At 55.7% G+C, this 18,858-nt stretch carries 16 protein-coding genes; 11 read left to right on the top strand and 5 right to left on the bottom strand.

The window, feature by feature from the left end; genetic code table 11:
• The first annotated feature begins 124 nt into the window (after positions 1 to 124).
• The 4 genes from yieE to K5Y33_RS08625 all read left to right on the top strand — a co-directional run bounded on the left by yieE (position 125) and on the right by K5Y33_RS08625 (position 4,628).
• On the top strand, positions 125 to 991 hold the full coding sequence (yieE, locus tag K5Y33_RS08640; protein WP_101763706.1) for a DNA-binding transcriptional regulator YeiE: 867 nt from the start codon (positions 125 to 127) through the stop codon (positions 989 to 991).
• A gap of 136 nt (positions 992 to 1,127) precedes the next feature.
• Positions 1,128 to 2,594: an amino acid permease gene (locus K5Y33_RS08635; RefSeq protein WP_101763707.1), complete on the top strand. Its 1,467-nt coding sequence runs from the start codon at positions 1,128 to 1,130 to the stop codon at positions 2,592 to 2,594.
• 166 nt (positions 2,595 to 2,760) lie between these two features.
• On the top strand, positions 2,761 to 3,843 hold the full coding sequence (locus K5Y33_RS08630; protein ID WP_370634110.1) for a FecCD family ABC transporter permease: 1,083 nt from the start codon (positions 2,761 to 2,763) through the stop codon (positions 3,841 to 3,843).
• Entirely contained in the window at positions 3,843 to 4,628 is a 786-nt protein-coding gene (locus K5Y33_RS08625; RefSeq protein WP_222233713.1) for an ABC transporter ATP-binding protein, read from the top strand. Before K5Y33_RS08630 ends, K5Y33_RS08625 begins: the two co-directional genes overlap by 1 nt.
• A 167-nt stretch (positions 4,629 to 4,795) precedes the next feature.
• On the opposite strand, the gene fghA is transcribed toward K5Y33_RS08625, so the two are convergent.
• The 3 genes from fghA to K5Y33_RS08610 form a co-directional block, all read right to left on the bottom strand.
• A complete protein-coding gene (fghA, locus tag K5Y33_RS08620) occupies positions 4,796 to 5,638 on the bottom strand; it encodes an S-formylglutathione hydrolase (RefSeq protein ID WP_222233712.1) in 843 nt (280 codons plus the stop codon).
• Between the two features lie 12 nt (positions 5,639 to 5,650).
• Positions 5,651 to 6,775, bottom strand: coding sequence for an S-(hydroxymethyl)glutathione dehydrogenase/class III alcohol dehydrogenase (locus K5Y33_RS08615; protein ID WP_064739274.1), 1,125 nt, complete (start codon positions 6,773 to 6,775; stop codon positions 5,651 to 5,653).
• A 67-nt stretch (positions 6,776 to 6,842) separates the two neighbouring features.
• On the bottom strand, positions 6,843 to 7,754 hold the full coding sequence (locus K5Y33_RS08610) for a LysR family transcriptional regulator (RefSeq protein ID WP_101763711.1): 912 nt from the start codon (positions 7,752 to 7,754) through the stop codon (positions 6,843 to 6,845).
• Between the two features lie 99 nt (positions 7,755 to 7,853).
• On the opposite strand from K5Y33_RS08610, the gene K5Y33_RS08605 reads away from it, so the two are divergent.
• The 7 genes from K5Y33_RS08605 (at position 7,854) to mglC (ending at position 16,079) form a co-directional block, all read left to right on the top strand.
• Positions 7,854 to 8,981 (top strand): YbfB/YjiJ family MFS transporter, encoded by a 1,128-nt coding sequence (locus tag K5Y33_RS08605; RefSeq protein ID WP_192411503.1) that lies wholly within the window; start codon positions 7,854 to 7,856, stop codon positions 8,979 to 8,981.
• 117 nt (positions 8,982 to 9,098) lie between these two features.
• The gene (gene folE / locus K5Y33_RS08600; protein WP_049852430.1) at positions 9,099 to 9,764 is read left to right on the top strand and encodes a GTP cyclohydrolase I FolE; all 666 of its coding nucleotides are present in this window, start codon (positions 9,099 to 9,101) and stop codon (positions 9,762 to 9,764) included.
• Between the two features lie 53 nt (positions 9,765 to 9,817).
• A complete protein-coding gene (yeiB, locus tag K5Y33_RS08595) occupies positions 9,818 to 10,978 on the top strand; it encodes a DUF418 domain-containing protein YeiB (protein ID WP_101763713.1) in 1,161 nt (386 codons plus the stop codon).
• Between the two features lie 142 nt (positions 10,979 to 11,120).
• Positions 11,121 to 12,161: an HTH-type transcriptional regulator GalS gene (gene galS, locus K5Y33_RS08590; RefSeq protein ID WP_222233711.1), complete on the top strand. Its 1,041-nt coding sequence runs from the start codon at positions 11,121 to 11,123 to the stop codon at positions 12,159 to 12,161.
• 302 nt (positions 12,162 to 12,463) lie between these two features.
• Complete coding sequence (gene mglB, locus K5Y33_RS08585) at positions 12,464 to 13,459, top strand: galactose/glucose ABC transporter substrate-binding protein MglB (protein ID WP_101763715.1); 996 nt, start codon at positions 12,464 to 12,466, stop codon at positions 13,457 to 13,459.
• Positions 13,460 to 13,529: 70 nt separating this feature from the next.
• Positions 13,530 to 15,050: a galactose/methyl galactoside ABC transporter ATP-binding protein MglA gene (mglA, locus tag K5Y33_RS08580; protein ID WP_110866613.1), complete on the top strand. Its 1,521-nt coding sequence runs from the start codon at positions 13,530 to 13,532 to the stop codon at positions 15,048 to 15,050.
• Positions 15,051 to 15,068: 18 nt separating this feature from the next.
• Positions 15,069 to 16,079 carry a galactose/methyl galactoside ABC transporter permease MglC gene (mglC, locus tag K5Y33_RS08575; RefSeq protein ID WP_222233710.1) on the top strand — a complete coding sequence of 337 codons (1,011 nt, stop codon included), beginning with the start codon at positions 15,069 to 15,071 and terminating at the stop codon, positions 16,077 to 16,079.
• A 126-nt stretch (positions 16,080 to 16,205) separates the two neighbouring features.
• Here the strand turns inward: mglC and sanA are convergent, their stop codons facing one another.
• Together sanA and K5Y33_RS08565 are read right to left on the bottom strand one after the other, a co-directional pair.
• Positions 16,206 to 16,925 carry an outer membrane permeability protein SanA gene (gene sanA / locus K5Y33_RS08570; protein ID WP_008104952.1) on the bottom strand — a complete coding sequence of 240 codons (720 nt, stop codon included), beginning with the start codon at positions 16,923 to 16,925 and terminating at the stop codon, positions 16,206 to 16,208.
• 134 nt (positions 16,926 to 17,059) lie between these two features.
• A complete protein-coding gene (locus tag K5Y33_RS08565; RefSeq protein WP_101763321.1) occupies positions 17,060 to 18,757 on the bottom strand; it encodes an NAD-dependent malic enzyme in 1,698 nt (565 codons plus the stop codon).
• Positions 18,758 to 18,858: the final 101 nt, after the last annotated feature.

The following is an 18,858-nucleotide window of genomic DNA, read 5'->3' as shown; positions in this document are numbered from 1 at the left end:
GGGCACCATTTCTGGCGACCTTCTAACATTCAATCTCTGCCTCAAGCCTGCGCTGCGCTGGTATAAAAGTAAAATTGATAATATATTTATAATTAACCAGAATAAGTAATATAAAGAGAACCGCATGCACATCACGTTGCGCCAGATTGAAGTGTTTACCGAAGTGCTGAAGAGCGGCTCGACGACGCAGGCCTCGCAGGTGCTGGCGCTGTCGCAGTCGGCGGTGAGCGCCGCGTTAGCAGATTTGGAAAACCAACTCGGTGTGCAGCTGTTTGACCGCGTCGGTAAGCGGCTGGTGGTGAATGAGCATGGCCGTTTACTCTATCCGCGTGCCGTGGGTTTGATGGAGCAGGCGGGCGAAATCGAACAGCTGTTTAAGGAAGATAACGGGGCGATTCGCCTGTTCGCCAGCAGCACCATTGGTAATTACCTGCTGCCGGGCATGATCGCCGCCTATCGCCGCGATTTCCCGGCGTTGCCGCTGGAGCTGAGCGTCGGTAACAGTCAGGATGCGATTAATGCGGTGGCGGATTTCCGCGTCGATATCGGTTTGATCGAAGGTCCGTGCCACGAGCTGGATATTATCAGCGAGCCGTGGCTGGAAGATGAGCTGGTGGTGTTTGCCGCGCCGGATGCCGCCATCCTGCAGCAGCCGATTACGCTGGAAGCGCTCGCCGCCGCGCCGTGGATTCTACGCGAGCGCGGTTCAGGCACGCGCGAGATCGTTGATTATCTGCTGCTGTCGCATCTGCCACAGTTTCAGCTCGGCATGGAGTTAGGCAATTCAGAGGCGATTAAACACGCGGTGCGTCACGGCATGGGCATCAGCTGTTTGTCGCGGCGGGTGATTGAGGATCTGCTGGAAGCCGGCACGCTGGTGGAAGTCGCGATCCCATTGCCGCGCCTGACGCGCACGCTGTATCGCATCCATCATCGACAGAAGCATGTGTCCAAAGCGTTGAGCCGTTTCCTGTCGTATTGCCGTGAATAATCACAGCGCTGATCACGCTGCGGCTAATAATTCCCGGCCGATCATGAAGGTAACTAATAACCCGACGTGAATGCTATACAGCTTGGGGCTAGCTGCTACAATCTCGCCTCATTTTTATCCAGCATAGCGTTTACACATGCATAATGACTCAAAAACAACACAACAACCTGGATTGCGCCGTGAATTAAAAGCGCGTCATCTCACCATGATCGCCATTGGTGGTTCCATCGGTACCGGCCTGTTTGTCGCCTCGGGTGCCACCATTTCTCAGGCCGGACCCGGCGGCGCGCTGCTCTCCTATGCGCTCATCGGCCTGATGGTTTACTTCCTGATGACCAGCCTCGGCGAACTCGCGGCCTTTATGCCGGTTTCTGGCTCCTTCTCCACCTACGGTTCAAAATATGTTGAAGAAGGCTTCGGCTTCGCGCTGGGCTGGAACTATTGGTACAACTGGGCGGTGACCATCGCCGTTGACCTCGTCGCCTCGCAGCTCGTCATGAACTACTGGTTCCCGGACACGCCCGGCTGGATCTGGAGCGCACTGTTCCTTGGCCTGATGTTCCTGCTCAACTACATCTCAGTCAAAGGCTTCGGCGAAGCGGAATATTGGTTCTCGCTGATCAAAGTGACCACCGTCATCATCTTTATTGTGGTTGGCGTGTTGATGATCACCGGCATCATGCGCGGCGCAGAAAACGCCGGCTGGCATAACTGGACCGTGGGCGAAGCGCCGTTCGCCGGTGGTTTTGCTGCGATGATAGGCGTGGCGATGATCGTTGGCTTCTCCTTCCAGGGCACCGAGCTGATCGGTATCGCGGCCGGTGAATCTGAGGATCCGGCGAAGAACATTCCGCGCGCGGTGCGTCAGGTATTCTGGCGAATTCTGCTGTTCTATATCTTCGCTATTCTGATCATTAGCCTGATTCTGCCGTACACCGATCCGAAGCTGCTGCATAACGATGTCACCGATATCGCCATCAGCCCGTTCACGCTGGTGTTCCAGAATGCCGGTCTGCTTTCGGCGGCAGCGGTAATGAACGCAGTGATTCTGACGGCGGTACTGTCGGCGGGTAACTCCGGCATGTACGCCTCAACGCGTATGCTGTTCAACCTGGCACGCGAAGGTAAAGCGCCACGCATTTTCGGCAAGCTGTCGAAAGGTGGCGTGCCGCGTAACGCGCTGATTGCTACCACCGTGGTGGCGGGATTGTGCTTCCTGAGCTCGAAATTTGGTAACCAGGAAGTTTACCTGTGGCTACTGAACACCTCAGGCATGACCGGTTTTATTGCCTGGTTGGGTATCGCCATTAGCCATTACCGTTTCCGTCGCGGTTATATCGCTCAGGGTCACAACCTGGCCGATTTGCCGTACCGTTCGGGCTTCTTCCCGCTGGGACCGATTTTCGCCTTTATTCTGTGTTTGATCATCACACTGGGTCAGAACTATCAGGCGTTCCTTGCTGACCGCATTGATTGGTATGGCGTGGCCGCAACCTATATTGGTCTGCCGCTGTTCCTGATTATTTGGTTGGGCTACAAGCTGACACGCGGTTCGCGCTTCGTGAAATACAGCGAGATGGAATTCCCGACGTTTAAAGAGTAGTCATACCCTTGCGCGATAAATCGCGCCGCTACGAATAAGGTGCACGTGTAGTAGCGGCGCAATTTATTGCGCATTGTTTTGGATTTTGTTACTCAGATTGAATTGATAATTATTATCACCTGCACTATTGTGGCTGCCGTTATGATTTCGACAAGAAACGGGTAGAATAATGCGCACCACCGACGCCACGCTGCTGGCGGAAAACGGCCTCGAAACCGACACCATGACGCGTTATCGTCAGGTACTGCGCCAGCGACTGATGTTAATTGGCGTGCTGGCGCTGGCGATATTAGCGTCAGTGATTCTTGATTTCACCCTCGGCCCGGCAGGGCTCTCCCTCGACACCTTATGGCAAACGCTGACGCATCCCGATGCGGTCGATGCGGGCACCCGCGTGATTGTCTGGGATATTCGTTTACCGTACGCCTTGATGGCGGTGGTGGTGGGCTTCTCGCTCGGCCTCGCCGGTGCAGAGATGCAAACCATCCTGAATAACCCGCTTGCCAGCCCGTTTACGCTCGGCGTTTCGTCGGCGGCGGCCTTTGGTGCGGCGCTGGCCATCGTTCTTGGTATCGGCATTCCTGGCGTGCCGGATCAGTGGTTTATCTCCGCCAACGCGTTTGTGTTTGCGCTATTTGCCGCCTTGATGCTGGATGGCGTGACGCGCTGGACCAAAGTTTCGACCTCTGGCGTGGTGCTGTTTGGTATCGCGCTGGTGTTCACCTTCAACGCATTAGTCTCAATGATGCAGTTCATCGCCAGCGAAGATACTTTGCAGGGCCTGGTGTTCTGGACCATGGGCAGCCTCGCGCGCGCCTCGTGGGAAAAGCTCGGCGTATTAACCGCCGCCTTTGCCATCCTGATTCCGTTCTCGATGCTCAGCAGCTGGAAGCTGACCGCGCTGCGCCTCGGTGAAGATCGCGCGGTGAGTTTTGGTATCGACGTGCGCCGTCTGCGCCTGGCAACGCTGCTGCGCATCAGTATTCTCTCTGCGCTGGCGGTGGCGTTTGTCGGCCCAATTGGTTTCATCGGTCTGGTCGCGCCGCACATTGCGCGCATGATGTTTGGTGAAGATCACCGCTATTACCTGCCAGCCAGCGCGCTGGTCGGTGCGCTGGTGCTGTCGCTGGCTTCGGTGGCGTCGAAAAACCTGATTCCCGGCGTGATCATTCCGGTGGGAATTGTGACGTCGCTGGTCGGCGTGCCGTTCTTCCTCAGCATTATTCTGCGTCATCGGGGGACGGTGTAATGGAGCAGGGATTACGTCTCAAGCATTTCTCCGCCGGTTATCCGAAGCGCAAGGTGATTGACGATCTCAACGTGCCGGAGCTGCCGCAGGGCAAAATCACCGTGTTGCTTGGCCCCAACGGCTGCGGCAAATCGACGCTGTTGCGCGCGCTGGCTGGTTTGGGCAAAGGGCAGGGCGAGCTGTGGCTGAACGGTGAAGAGCTGATGAGCCAGCCGTTTGCGCGCCGGGCGCAGCGTGTGGTTTATCTGCCGCAAAGTTTGCCGGCGGGCGTGCATCTGCACGTGCTGGAGTCGATTATCGTGGCGCAGCGTGCGTCGGGTGGCTTGCACAGCGCCTCGAGCGAAGCGGAGATCATGCATCTACTCGAGCAGCTCGGCATCGCGCATTTAGCCATGCGCTATCTCGATCAGCTATCGGGCGGGCAGAAACAGTTGGTGGGTCTGGCGCAATCGCTGATTCGCCGTCCGGAACTGTTGCTGCTGGATGAACCGCTCAGCGCGCTGGATCTTAACTACCAGTTCCACGTGATGGATCTGGTGCGTCGTGAAACCCGGTTGCGCAATATTGTGACGGTGGTGGTGGTGCACGATATCAACATCGCGCTGCGTCATGCGGATCACGCGCTGATGCTGAAGGATGGCAATCTGCTGGCGGACGGCGAGCCGTCGCAGGTGATTACGCCTGAGACGCTGGCGCAGGTGTATGGCGTGCGCGGCCGTATCGAGCACTGCTCACACGGCATGCCGCAGGTGATGATCGACGGGCTGGCGGAGACGTTGGTGTAGTTAGGTGCACGCTGTCCCCCATCCCGGCCTTCCCCCGCTAGCGGGGGAAGGAGACGCTGCCACATGCAGCTTCATCGCTGACATGTGGCAGCATCTTCCTCCCCCATTTATGGGGGAGGACCGAGGAGGGGGACAGCCAGCACATACCCAGAGGCCAGCCAGCACCATCACACCAACAAATGCTTCGCGTGGAAACGCAGATGATCTTCCACGAAGCTGGCGATAAAGAAGTAGCTATGGTCATAACCTGGCTGAATGCGTAGCTCCAGCGGGAAACCTTGCTCACGCGCCACCGCTTCCAGTCGCTCTGGACGCAGCTGATCGGCGAGGAACTGATCGCTATCCCCTTGATCAATCAGAATCGGCAAGCGCTGTTCGACGTCACGCATCAACAGGCAACTATCCCATTCACGCCACGTCTGACGATCTTCACCCAGGTATGCGGCAAAGGCCTTCTGGCCCCACGGCACTTCGGTAGGATTGACGATTGGCGCGAAGGCAGAAGCAGACGCAAAACGTCCGCCGAGACGCAATGCCAACACCAGCGCACCGTGACCGCCCATTGAATGACCCATCACCGACTGACGATCGCTCAGCTTAAAGTTATCCGCCACCAACTCCGGCAGCTCCGCGCTGAGGTAATCGAACATGCGGAAGTTCGCCGCCCACGGCTGCTGGGTGGCGTTGAGGTAGAAACCTGCGCCCTGGCCGAGATCGTAACCGCTGTCGTTTGCCACATCGTCACCGCGCGGGCTGGTGTCTGGCATAATCAGCACCAAACCCAGCTGCGCAGCCACGCGCTGGGCGCCGGCTTTGGTGGTGAAGTTCTCATCGCTGCAGGTCAATCCGGCGAGAAACCACACCACCGGCGGCGGTGCGTCACTCTGCGGCGGCGGCAGAAAAATGCTGAAGGTCATCGGACAGTTCAGTACGGCCGACTGATGACGCCAGCGCTGCTGCCAGCCACCAAAAATGCGATGCTCTTCTAACAGCTCCAAAGTGGAAGCCATAACGTCTCCTGATTACTTAGTAAAATGCACCACCGTACGGATGGATTTCCCTTCATGCATCAGATCAAAGGCGTCGTTAATCTCTTCCAGCGGCAGGTTGTGGGTGATGAAATCGTTCAGAGCGAATTTACCGTCGAGGTAATCCTGCACAATGCCTGGCAACTGTGAACGGCCTTTGACGCCACCAAAAGCGGAACCACGCCATACGCGACCGGTCACCAGCTGGAATGGACGGGTAGAAATCTCCTGGCCCGCGCCAGCCACGCCGATAATCACTGATTCGCCCCAACCTTTGTGGCAGCACTCCAGCGCCGAACGCATCACGTTAACGTTACCGATGCACTCGAAGGAGAAATCGACGCCGCCGTCGGTCAGTTCAACGATCACATCCTGAATCGGCTTATCGTGATCTTTTGGGTTGATCAGATCGGTGGCACCCAGTTTGCGCGCCAGATCGAATTTACTGGTGTTGAGATCGATACCGATGATGCGACCGGCTTTCGCCATCTTCGCGCCGATAATCGCCGACAAACCAATGCCGCCGAGGCCGAAGATCGCCACGGTGTCGCCTTCTTTTACTTTGGCCGTGTTCATCACCGCGCCCATGCCGGTGGTGACGCCGCAGCCCAGCAGGCACACTTCTTCCAGTGGCGCTTCTTTGCTGATCACCGCCAGCGAGATTTCCGGTACCACGGTGTATTCAGAGAAGGTTGAGGTGCCCATGTAGTGGAAAATCGGCTTGCCGTCTTTGAAGAAGCGGGTGGTGCCGTCTGGCATCAAACCTTTGCCCTGGGTGGCGCGAATCGCCTGACACAGGTTGGTTTTGCCCGAAAGACAGAACTTACACTTGCCGCACTCTGGGGTATAAAGCGGGATCACGTGGTCGCCGACGGCCACGCTGGTCACGCCTTCACCCACCGCTTCCACCACGCCGCCGCCTTCGTGGCCGAGGATCGCCGGGAATACGCCTTCCGGATCTTGTCCCGACAAGGTGTAAGCATCGGTGTGGCACACGCCAGTAGCCACGATGCGCACCAGCACTTCACCTTTTTGCGGTGGCATCAGATCCACTTCTTCGATTTTCAGCGGTTCGCCAGCTGCCCAGGCAACGGCGGCGCGGGTTTTAATCATGTTCATGCAATCCCTCTTCCTGTAGATGCGGGGTAAGTGGCCCCGATGGTCGTGATGTCGATAAAACAGAAACTCACTCGGCAACGTGCAGCGGATGCCGCAACTCGTCGTTAACCGGGCGATCGTCAAACAGTTCAATAATCAAGTATTTCAGCGCTTCCACATTGGGTGTAAACGCATCGCGCCGCCACATCAGCCAGGTGGCGGTATCGCGGTAAGCAGGCGGTAACGCATGCTCCTGCACGCGGGCGCGGGCTGGCATTTGCGCCAGCACCGAGGCGGGAATCATCGCCACGCCCGCGCCGCCGGCCACACACGCCACCATCGCGTGGTAAGACTGTATCTCCATCACGCTGCTCGGCGCGGTCTGGCTTTCGCGATACCAGGCTTCCAGCTTGGTGCGGTAGGAACAGCTGTTGCGAAAAGCAAACAGCGTGTCGCCTTGCACATCGCGCGCGCTGGCAATCGGCGCATGTTCCGGGCTGGTGATCAGCACCATCTGCTCATTAAAGGCAATGCAGCCATTGAGATCGTCGTGCGCCACCGGACCATCCACCAGCGCGGCGGCCAGCGTGCCTTCCCGCACTTTGTCGATGATTTCACCGGAAGTATTGGTGATCAGCGACAGTTCCACGGCGGGAAAACGCTGGTGATAGGCCGCCAGGAGGGCAGGGAGGCGCGTCGCGGCGGTGCTCTCCATCGAACCGAGCGCGAAATTACCGCCCGGCTCACCGGCGCGCGCCATGTTCAGCGCTTCATCGCTCAATGCCAGGATGCGCTGCGCATAGTTAAGAAAATTGTGGCCCATCGGCGACAGGCGAATGCGTTGCTTCTCACGAATAAACAGATCAACGCCAATTTCATCTTCCAGCTGGCGCAGACGCGTGGTGAGATTAGAAGGTACGCGATGGAGTTGCTCGGCGGCACGCGCCAGCGAACCGGATTCGGCGACGGAGCAAAACATGCGGAGCTGTACTAAATCCATATTCTCTTCTCGTAAGCAACTTGGTTAGTATTATTCACTTTCCGTGAGTTTAAACGTCATGCATGCTAGTGACAAGTGATAAAACATTCTGAGGTCGGTATGGCGTTTCGTGTCGCGCTTAGCGCGTTCTTAAGTTTAGTGGTTGCGATGGGGATTGGGCGATTTGCTTTCACGCCGCAGGTTCCGCTGATGATTCAGGACCATCAACTGACGCTCACCAGCGCCAGTCTGGTGGCGGCACTCAACTATCTCGGCTATCTGTTTGGCTCGTTTGATGCGATGCGTGCGCGCAACCGCGTCGAGTGGCGTTTACAGGCGGGCGTGTGGGGCGCAGTGATTTTAACGCTGCTCTCGGCCTGCGTCAGCGGTCCGTGGTTACATGGCCTGATTCGTTTCCTGATTGGCTGGGCCAGCGGCTGGGCGATGGTGTTGCTGGCGGCATGGGCCAGCGACCAGCTACATCATCACGGACGTCCCGGCTTGCTGGCGGCGGTGTTTGCCGGACCCGGCACCGGCATCTTTATCAGCGGCATGCTGGCGGTGGCGCTGCACGCCAGCGGTGTCAGCGCGGCCTTTGCGTGGGCGGCTTACGGTTTGCTGGCGCTGTTGTTGATTGCCGCGATTGCGCGATTCCTGCCGCGCACCGGCCAGTTACATCGCCCCGATCACGCTGCATCGCCGCTGGTGCTGAATGGCAATCTCAAGCGCCTGGTGCTGAGTTACAGCCTCGCCGGCTTTGGCTACATTCTGCCCGCCACTTTTCTGTCGCAAATGGCGGCGGCGCGTTTTCCTGACAGCGCGTTTGCCCAGTTTGTCTGGCCGGTGTTCGGTGGCGCGGCGGTGATCGGCATCGTGTTAGGCATCCTGACGCGTCACTGGGGCAGCAGCCATCTGCGGCTGGCCATAGTGTTGTGGGCGCAGGCGCTGGGCGTTATCGCCGCGATTGTGCTGCCCGGCTTGAATGGCCTGATGCTGGGCGCAGCGCTGATCGGCGGCGGCTTCCTGTGTGTGGTGCAGCTGACGCTGCAATATGGGCGCGAGCTGGCACCGCAGCATGCGCGCTATCTTGCCGGTTTGCTCACCACCGGTTATGCGGTCGGGCAATTGGGCGGTCCGCTGCTGTCGTGGATTTCCAGCATGCTATGGCATCAGCTGGAACCCGCGCTATGGGTAGCGGGCGCCAGCTTAATCCTTGCGGGAATGCTGGTTTTACGTCGCCGTACGTGATGAAAAGCTTATCAGAATGATTACTGGATTAAGGGCGCGGAGTATTTCACAATACGCGCTCAGAATTTCCCCCGTGGGCGAAAACCCGCGGGCGCATCACCTGTCGGAGAAGAGTAAATGAGCACCTTAAGTCAGGAAGCCGCCCTGGTTCACGAAGCGCTGTTGGCGCGTGGTCTGGAAACACCGTTACGTGCCCCGGTGCGTGAAATGGATGACGCCGCGCGCAAACGCGAAATTGCCGGTCACATGACGCAAATCATGCAGCTGCTGAACCTGGATCTGGAAGATGACAGCCTGATGGAAACGCCGCACCGCATCGCCAAGATGTATGTGGATGAGATTTTCTCAGGTCTGGATTACGCCAACTTCCCGAAAATCACCGTCATCGAAAACAAGATGAAAGTGGATGAGATGGTAACGGTGCGTGATATCACGCTGACCAGCACTTGCGAACACCACTTTGTGATTATCGATGGCAAAGCCACCGTGGCCTATATCCCGAAAGAGAAAGTGATTGGCCTGTCGAAAATCAACCGTATTGTGCAGTTCTTTGCTCAGCGTCCGCAGGTGCAAGAGCGCCTGACGCAGCAAGTGCTGGTAGCGCTACAAACGCTGCTCGGCACCAATAACGTTGCGGTGTCGATTGATGCAGTGCATTACTGCGTGAAAGCGCGTGGCGTAAAAGATGCTACCAGCGCCACCACCACCACCTCGCTGGGTGGCTTGTTCAAATCCAGCCAGAACACGCGTCAGGAGTTTTTGCGCGCGGTTCGTCACAGCTAATCTGTTTGGGCAACAGCCTGTTGCCCGATTTCCTCTCTCCGTCAGGGCACTCGATGCAACGCTATCTCGCGCTGGATTTCATTCGTGGTTGCGCCATTCTCGGCATCTTGCTGCTGAACATTGTCGGCTTTGCGTTGCCATCGGCCGCCTATCTCAATCCGGCGTGGCGCGGCGAGGCTGCTACGTCTGATGCCTGGACGTGGGCGATCATGGATGGCCTGGCGCAGCTGAAATTCCTCACGCTGTTTGCCTTGCTGTTTGGTGCCGGTCTTTATATGCAGGCGCCGCGCGGCAGCCGCTGGATGTCGGCGCGTCTGACGCTGCTAGTGCTGCTCGGATTTATCCACGGCATCTTTTTCTGGGAAGGCGACATCCTGCTGGATTATGGCCTGATTGGGCTGATTATCTGGCGCATGCTGCGTGATGTGCCTTCCGACCGCGCGTTGTTACAAACCGGCGCATTACTCTATCTGGTCGGCTGCGGCGTGCTGCTGATTTTCGGCGCGGTCTCCAGCCCCAATCCCACGCGATCCTGGCTGCCGGGTGCGGCGGACCTGCAGTATGAAAGCTACTGGAAACTGCTCGGCGGTTGGGAAGCGGTGCAGAACCGGCTGGATCATCTGTCATCAGGCCTGATGGCACTGGCGTCACAATATGGCTGGCAACTGGCGGGTTTGATGCTGATTGGTGCGGCATTGATGCGCAGCGGCTGGCTCAGCGGGCAATTTAGCGTGCAGCACTATCGCCGTTCGGCGGCGCTGCTGCTGACTATCGGCTGGCTGATCGCCATTCCCGGCATCGCCGCGCAGTGGATGATTGGCTGGGAATTCCGCTGGACCGGCTTTTTCCTGCAGGTGCCGCGCGATCTCGCCAGTCCGTTCATCAGCCTCGGTTATGCCGCACTTTGCCTGGGATTCTGGCCGCAAATTGCGTCAACGCGCGTCAGCTACGCCATTCAATGCGTTGGCCGCATGGCCTTGAGCAATTACCTGTTACAGACGCTGATTTGCACCACGCTGTTCTACCGCTTTGATCTGTTCCTCAGGTTCGATCGCCTGCAGCTGCTGGCCTTTGTACCGGCTATCTGGCTGGTTAATATCCTGTTTTCCGTGCTGTGGCTGCGCGTCTTCCCGCAAGGCCCAATGGAGTGGATCTGGCGCAAACTGACACGTCTTGCCGCAGGAAAGGCTGATCCTTCCTCCTCGCTCAGATAATGATATTCATCACAAAGGTTGCAGAATTGTATGTAACCGTTTTCATTGCTGTGACGTGATTCACGTAGTCGTTTCACATGCCCTGACAGAATAGCGCCGTTACGCGCTTGTCGCGCATTTTCAGCCTCTGTGGAACAGCTGCATGATAACGATTCGTGATGTCGCCCGTCAGGCCGGTGTGTCAGTAGCCACCGTGTCGCGTGTGCTCAACAACAGCAGTGCAGTCACCGCCGATACCCGGGAAGCCGTGCTGGCTGCCGTTGATGCGTTAGGCTATCGCCCGAACGCCAACGCGCAGGCGCTGGCTACGCAAATCAGTGACACCATCGGCGTGGTGGTGATGGATGTTTCCGATCCCTTCTTTGGCGCGCTGGTGAAAGCGGTGGATACCGTGGCGCAGCGCGTGCATAAACACGTGTTAATCAGCAACTCCTGGCATCAGGAAGAGAAGGAACGTCACGCAATTGAGGTGCTGATACGTCAACGATGTAACGCATTGGTGGTGCACGCGAAAACGCTTTCAGACGCCGAACTGATGCAGTTTATGGATCAGGTTCCCGGTATGGTATTGATTAACCGTACAATTCCCGGTTACGAACACCGCTGCGTCTGCCTGGATAACGTTACCGGCGCTCAGGTAGCCACGCGCATGTTGTTACAACAGGGACATCAACGCATCGGCTTTCTTAGCTCCAGCCACCCGATTGAGGATGTAACGCAACGACGTGAAGGCTGGCTGCAGGCCTTGTCAGAACAGGGAATCCGCCCGCAGGAGTCATGGATTGCGCATGCTGAACCTGATATGCAAGGCGGCGAAGCAGCGATGGTGGAGTTACTGGGTCGTAACTTACATTTAACCGCGGTGTTTTCCTACAATGACGGCATGGCGGCGGGTGCATTGACCGCTTTAAAGGACAACGGCATCCAGGTTCCGCAGCATTTCTCTGTCATTGGCTTTGATGATATTCCCATCTCCCGCTATACCGATCCGCAGTTAACCACGGTCCGTTATCCTATTGTTTCTATGGCGAAACTCGCCACGGAGTTAGCGCTTAAAGGTGCCGCAGGCGAGCTGGATCAGCTGGCTATACACTGCTTTATGCCAACGCTGGTGCGTCGCCATTCTGTCGCCCAGCGGCAAATTGTGGAGTCGGTCACTAATTCAGGCGATAGCGCAGTGTAACCGTTTCCAATCTGTGATTGCATTCACAGTTAATTAACATGCCGCTCACTATGATGGCAGCGTCTTACCGGACTGAAACATCATGTAACGCTGGGAAATCCTCTTCCCAGCCGGTTTCAGTAGCCGATTGAAATAGTTCACAACACTCTTCAGGAAGCGTTTACCTACAGGGAAGTCAGGATTGCGATGGTGGCCCGGCTTTGCGTTACGCGTCCGCCCATTATCAGGTTTACAACCGACGGCGCTGTTTGCCCGCAGGCAAATAGCGCAATGAAATGCCCTACATAAAAACCGGAGATACCATGAATAAGAAGGTTTTCACGCTCACAGCACTGGTTGCCAGCATGATGTTTGGTGCAACTGCGCACGCCGCCGATACCCGCATTGGCGTGACCATCTACAAATACGACGACAACTTCATGTCGATGGTGCGTAAGGACATTGAGAAAGAAGCAAAATCATTGGGCGGCATTCAGCTGTTGATGAATGACTCCCAGAACGACCAGTCTAAACAGAACGACCAGATTGACGTGCTGATGGCGAAAGGCGTGAAAGCGCTGGCCATCAACCTGGTGGATCCGGCTGCTGCGGCAGTGGTGATTGATAAAGCGCGTGGCAACGATGTGCCGGTGGTGTTCTTCAACAAAGAACCTAACGCCAAAGTGCTGGCCAGCTACCCGAAAGCGTATTACGTCGGTACCGACTCTAAAGAGTCAGGCATCATCCAGGGTCAGCTGATTGAGAAGCACTGGAAAGCCACGCCAGCCTGGGATCTGAACAAAGACGGTACCATCCAGTTCGTGCTGCTGAAAGGCGAGCCGGGCCATCCGGATGCCGAAGCGCGTACCAAATACGTGATCGATACCCTGAACAAAGACGGCCTGAAAACGCAGCAGCTGGCGATGGATACCGCGATGTGGGATACCGCACAGGCAAAAGACAAAGTTGACGCCTGGCTCTCTGGCCCGAACGCCAACAAAATTGAAGTGATCATCGCTAATAACGATGCGATGGCGATGGGTGCGGTTGAAGCGCTGAAAGCGCACAACAAAACCAGCATTCCGGTGTTTGGTGTCGATGCACTGCCAGAAGCGCTGGCGCTGGTGAAATCAGGCGCGCTGGCCGGCACCGTGTTGAACGATGCGGAAAACCAGGCGAAAGCGACGCTGGATATTGCTAACAATCTGGCCAATGGCAAAGAGCCAACTGCAGGCACTAACTTCAAGATGGACAACAAAATCGTACGTGTTCCTTACGTACCAGTAGATAAAGAAAATCTGTCGCAGTTTGTGAAGTAATTCATCCTGGGCGCGGCATTTCGCCGCGCCTTATTGCATCTGACCAACGCTTTATTTAGCCAGGTAAATTATGGCCAGTGAGAATCCGACCACACAGCGTGAATATCTGCTGGAGATGACGAATGTCTCGAAATCATTTCCAGGGGTTAAAGCCTTAGATAATGTGAATTTAAAAGTGCGGCCGCACTCTGTTCATGCATTAATGGGCGAAAACGGCGCCGGGAAATCTACATTATTAAAATGTCTGTTTGGGATTTATAAAAAGGATACGGGGAGCATCCTGTTTCAGGGTGAGGAAATTGATTATAAGAGCTCCAAAGAAGCGCTGGAAAATGGCGTTTCCATGGTGCATCAGGAATTAAACCTGGTTCTGCAACGCAACGTCATGGATAACATGTGGCTTGGCCGTTATCCACGTAAGGGCGTGTTTGTCGATCAGGATAAAATGTATCGCGATACTAAAGCGATCTTTGATGAATTAGATATTGATATCGATCCGCGCGATAAAGTTGCCACCTTATCGGTGTCGCAGATGCAGATGATCGAAATCGCCAAAGCCTTCTCCTATGACGCCAAAATCGTCATTATGGATGAGCCGACATCATCGCTGACCGAAAAAGAAGTGAACCACTTGTTCACGATTATTCGTAAGCTGAAAGATCGTGGCTGCGGCATTGTGTATATCTCGCACAAGATGGAAGAGATATTCCAGCTGTGTGATGAGATCACCATTTTGCGTGACGGACAGTGGATCGCCACCCAGCCGCTGGAAGGTCTGGACATGGACAAAATCATCTCGATGATGGTTGGCCGTTCATTGAACCAGCGCTTCCCGGATAAAACCAACGTGCCGGGGGAAACCATTCTTGAGGTGCGTCATTTAACCTCACTGCGTCAGCCGTCGATTCGTGATATCTCGTTCGATCTGCGTAAAGGTGAAATTCTTGGTATTGCCGGTTTGGTGGGCGCCAAGCGTACCGACATCGTCGAAACCCTGTTTGGCATTCGCGAGAAGTCAGGCGGTACGATTAAGCTGCACGGCAAGAGTATTAATAACCACAGCGCCAACGAAGCCATTAACCACGGCTTTGCGCTGGTGACGGAAGAGCGTCGCTCCACCGGTATTTATGCGTATCTGGATATAGGCTTTAACTCGCTTATCTCCAATATTAAAAAGTATAAATCCAGCATGGGGCTGCTCGATAATAAACGCATGAAAAGCGATACCCAATGGGTCATTGATTCGATGCGCGTGAAAACGCCGGGTCATCATACGCAAATTGGTTCGCTTTCCGGTGGTAACCAACAGAAAGTGATTATTGGTCGCTGGTTATTAACGCAGCCGGAAATATTGATGCTTGATGAACCGACGCGCGGGATTGATGTGGGCGCGAAATTCGAAATCTACCAACTTATTGCCGAGTTGGCGAAGAAAGAGAAGGGCATCATTATTATCTCTTCTGAAATGCCAGAGCTGTTGGGTATTACCGATCGTATTTTAGTGATGAGTAATGGCCAGGTAGCAGGCATTGTTGATACCAAAACGACCTCGCAGAATGAAATCCTGCGTTTAGCGTCATTACACCTTTAATGAAGCAAGGGCTTTAACATGAAAGCGACTACTAAAAAGAATGCGCTAACCTGGTTAAAAGAGGGCGGCATTTACGTTGTCCTGTTTGTACTGCTGGCAATTATTATTTTCCAGGATCCAACGTTCTTAAGTTTAATGAACCTGAGTAACATTCTGACCCAATCTTCGGTGCGTATTATTATCGCACTCGGCGTGGCCGGTTTGATTGTCACCCAGGGTACGGACCTTTCAGCGGGTCGCCAGGTTGGCTTAGCGGCGGTGGTGGCAGCCACGCTGCTGCAGGCAATGGATAACGCGAATAAGGTGTTCCCGCATCTGGATACCGTGCCAATTCCGGTGGTTATCCTGATCGTGTGCATCATCGGCGGTGTGATTGGTCTGGTGAACGGGGTGATCATCGCTTACCTCAAGGTAACGCCATTTATCACCACGTTGGGCACCATGATTATCGTTTACGGTATCAACTCACTCTATTACGACTTTGTGGGTGCATCGCCAATTGCCGGTTTCGATCCTGGCTTCTCCAAATTTGCCCAAGGCTTCCTGCGTTTCGGTGATTTTAAGCTGTCATTTATCACCTTCTACGCTGTGATTGCCATCGTCTTTGTTTGGGTGCTGTGGAATAAAACTCGCTTTGGTCGCAATATCTTCGCTATCGGTGGTAACCCGGAAGCGGCGAAAGTGTCTGGCGTGAACGTGCCGTTCAACCTGATTCTGGTGTATGCCTTGTCTGGCGTGTTCTACGCGTTCGGCGGGATGCTGGAAGCAGGCCGTATCGGCAGCGCCACCAATAACCTCGGCTTTATGTATGAGCTGGATGCGATTGCGGCGTGTGTGGTCGGCGGCGTGTCGTTTGCCGGGGGCGTGGGTTCGGTGGCGGGCGTGGTGACCGGTGTCATCATCTTCACCGTGATCAACTACGGTTTGACCTACATCGGCGTTAACCCTTACTGGCAGTACATCATCAAGGGCGGCATCATCATCTTCGCCGTGGCGCTGGATTCATTGAAGTACGCACGTAAGAAATAGTGGGTTTCCCCTCACCCCAACCCTCTCCCGCAGGCGGGAGAGGGAGCAGACCGAATTCTGGCTTAAACCTGCACTACACGGTTCCCTCTCCCGCTCGCGGGAGAGGGCCAGGGTGAGGGACAAACATCACTTCTGCAGTTTCTCTTCCAACTCCAAAAGCTGCTCCGGCGTCACCGCCGGATAACTCTGCGCATCCTCCGGCACTTCATGCACCGCAGGAATCGGCACTAACGGGCCGAGGAAGCGCGGCTCGCGCTTCATCAAATACAAATCCGCCAGCGCACCCAAACGCGCACCCACTTCGCGGAAACGCACCGACAACATGTTCTTCGGCGACGGCACCGCATAGCACTGCGCCTGAATGCCCAAATGCTGCGCGATATACAGCGCTCGCTCGCAGTGGAAGCGCTGAGTAATGATGATGAAATCGTTGGTATCAAACACTTTGCGCGTGCGCACAATCGAATCCAGCGTGCGGAAGCCAGCGTAATCCAGCACGATGTCCGACGGCGCGACGCCCGCTTTGATCAAATCGCGGCGCATGGTCATCGGTTCGTTATAGCTTTGCTGCGCATTATCACCGCTCAGCAGCAGGTAATTGACCTTGCCGCTGTTATAGGCGTTCAACGCGCCCTGAATGCGATAGAGGTAATACTGATTGATCACGCCCGTGCGGTAGTACTTCGCCGTGCCCAAGACCACGCCGACCTGACGATGTGGCAACGAGGTGACATCTTCGTATATAAAGGGCGCGGTTTTCCAGCTGATCCAGCGATCCAGGCCGAGCGCGGTCGCCACCATCAGTAAGATGATGAAAAACAGACCAAAGAAAACGCGTTTAATCATGCGCGCGGGCACTCGGTTGGCAGAATTCAGAATGGATAAAGGCTACTTGAGGCGGGCGGGGGAAGCAAGTAAACGCCCGTTGGCTGACGTTTTTTTAAACGTTGCCGGATCTAAATGATCCGGCAACAAATTTATCAGATCGAAGTACGGCGATAATTACGATACTGCGGCAGCCAGAAATTGTTGCTGACGGCTTTCGACAACACATCTTCCGAGGTCACCACCGCCACGCCCGCCAGCTGCGCGGCTTTACCCACCTCGATGGCAATCAGCTTGGAAACGCCCTGAATGTCTTTGATCTCCGGCAGAACCGGACCTTCGCCATCGTTAACCAGCGGCGAGCAGTCGGCCAATGCACGGCTGGCGGTCATCAGCATCGAATCCGTCACGCGACTGGCCCCCGCGGCGATAACACCCAAACCGATGCCAGGGAAGATATAGGAGTTATTGCACTGGGCGATGGGATAGGTTTTCCCTTTCCAGGTGACTGGCGAGAACGGGCTGCCGGTGGCAACCAGCGCGGCGCCGTCAGTCCAGGCGATGATGTCGGCTGGCGTCGCTTCAACGCGTGAAGTCGGGTTCGACAGCGGCATAACAATCGGACGCTTAGTGTGCTTGTGCATCTCGCGAATGATCTCTTCAGTGAACAGGCCTGGTTGGCCAGACACGCCGATCAAAATATCCGGCTTGGCGTTGCGTACCACGTCGAGCAGAGAAATTGAGTCGCTGCTGGTGTCCCAATCTTTCAGGCTGTCACTCTTCTGCACCAGCTTGCTCTGGAAATTGAGCAGGTTCGGCAGCTTGTCGGTGAGCAAACCGAAGCGATCAACCATCATCACGCGGCCACGCGCTTCATCATCGCTCAATCCTTCCGACTTCATCTGCGCGATGATCTGCTCGGCGATACCGCAACCGGCAGAACCGGCACCGAGGAACACCACTTTCTGCTCACACAGGCGGCTGCCCGCAGCGCGGCTGGCGGCGATCAGGGTGCCGACGGTCACTGCGGCGGTGCCCTGAATATCGTCGTTGAAGCAGCAGATCTCATCGCGATAGCGCTCCAGCAGCGGCATGGCGTTTTTCTGCGCGAAGTCTTCGAACTGCAACAGCACGTTCGGCCAGCGACGATTCACCGCCTGAATGAATTCATTGACGAACTCTTCGTACTCTTCGCCAGTGATACGCGGATGACGCCAGCCCATATAGAGCGGATCGTTCAGCAGCTGCTGGTTGTTGGTACCAACATCCAGCACCACCGGCAAGGTGTAAGCCGGGCTGATGCCGCCACACGCGGTATACAGCGACAGCTTACCGATTGGGATGCCCATGCCGCCGATACCCAAATCGCCGAGGCCGAGAATACGTTCGCCATCAGTCACCACGATCACTTTTACATTCTGCTTGGTGGCGTTCTGCAGCATGTCTTCAATGCGGTCGCGATTGTTATAAGAGATGAACACGCCACGCGCGCGACGGTAGATTTCAGAGAAGTGTTCACAGGCGGCGCCGACCGTTGGGGTGTAGATGATCGGCATCATCTCTTCCAGATGATTGTCGAGCAGGCGGTAGAACAGGGTTTCGTTGGTGTCCTGGATATTGCGCAGATAGACATGCTTGTCGTTGTTGTTTTTAAAATCCAGGAACTGGCGCCAGGCACGTTCCGCCTGCTCTTCGATGGTTTCTACCGCTTCGGGTAGCAGGCCGTTGAGGTTAAATTCGTTACGTTCTTCGAGGGTGAAGGCGCTGCCTTTATTCAACAGCGGAAATTCCAGCAGGATCGGACCCGCATAAGGAATATACAGCGGGCGTTTACTTTCGTAGTCGAGTTCCATGCAGTGCTTGCTCCGGTTGCAGTGTTTTCTGACGTATCGCCGGGAAAAGGTAACGCCAGTCCATCTTGAAGTGAAGAGGTTCTGGCGCCCGATCCTATGAA

Origin of the sequence: Pantoea sp. DY-17 (assembly GCF_019795975.1) — a bacterium.
Classification (GTDB): Bacteria; Pseudomonadota; Gammaproteobacteria; order Enterobacterales; family Enterobacteriaceae; genus Pantoea; species Pantoea leporis.
Note: the sequence above shows the minus strand (reverse complement) of the source record. Positions and strands in the feature narration are given on the sequence as shown.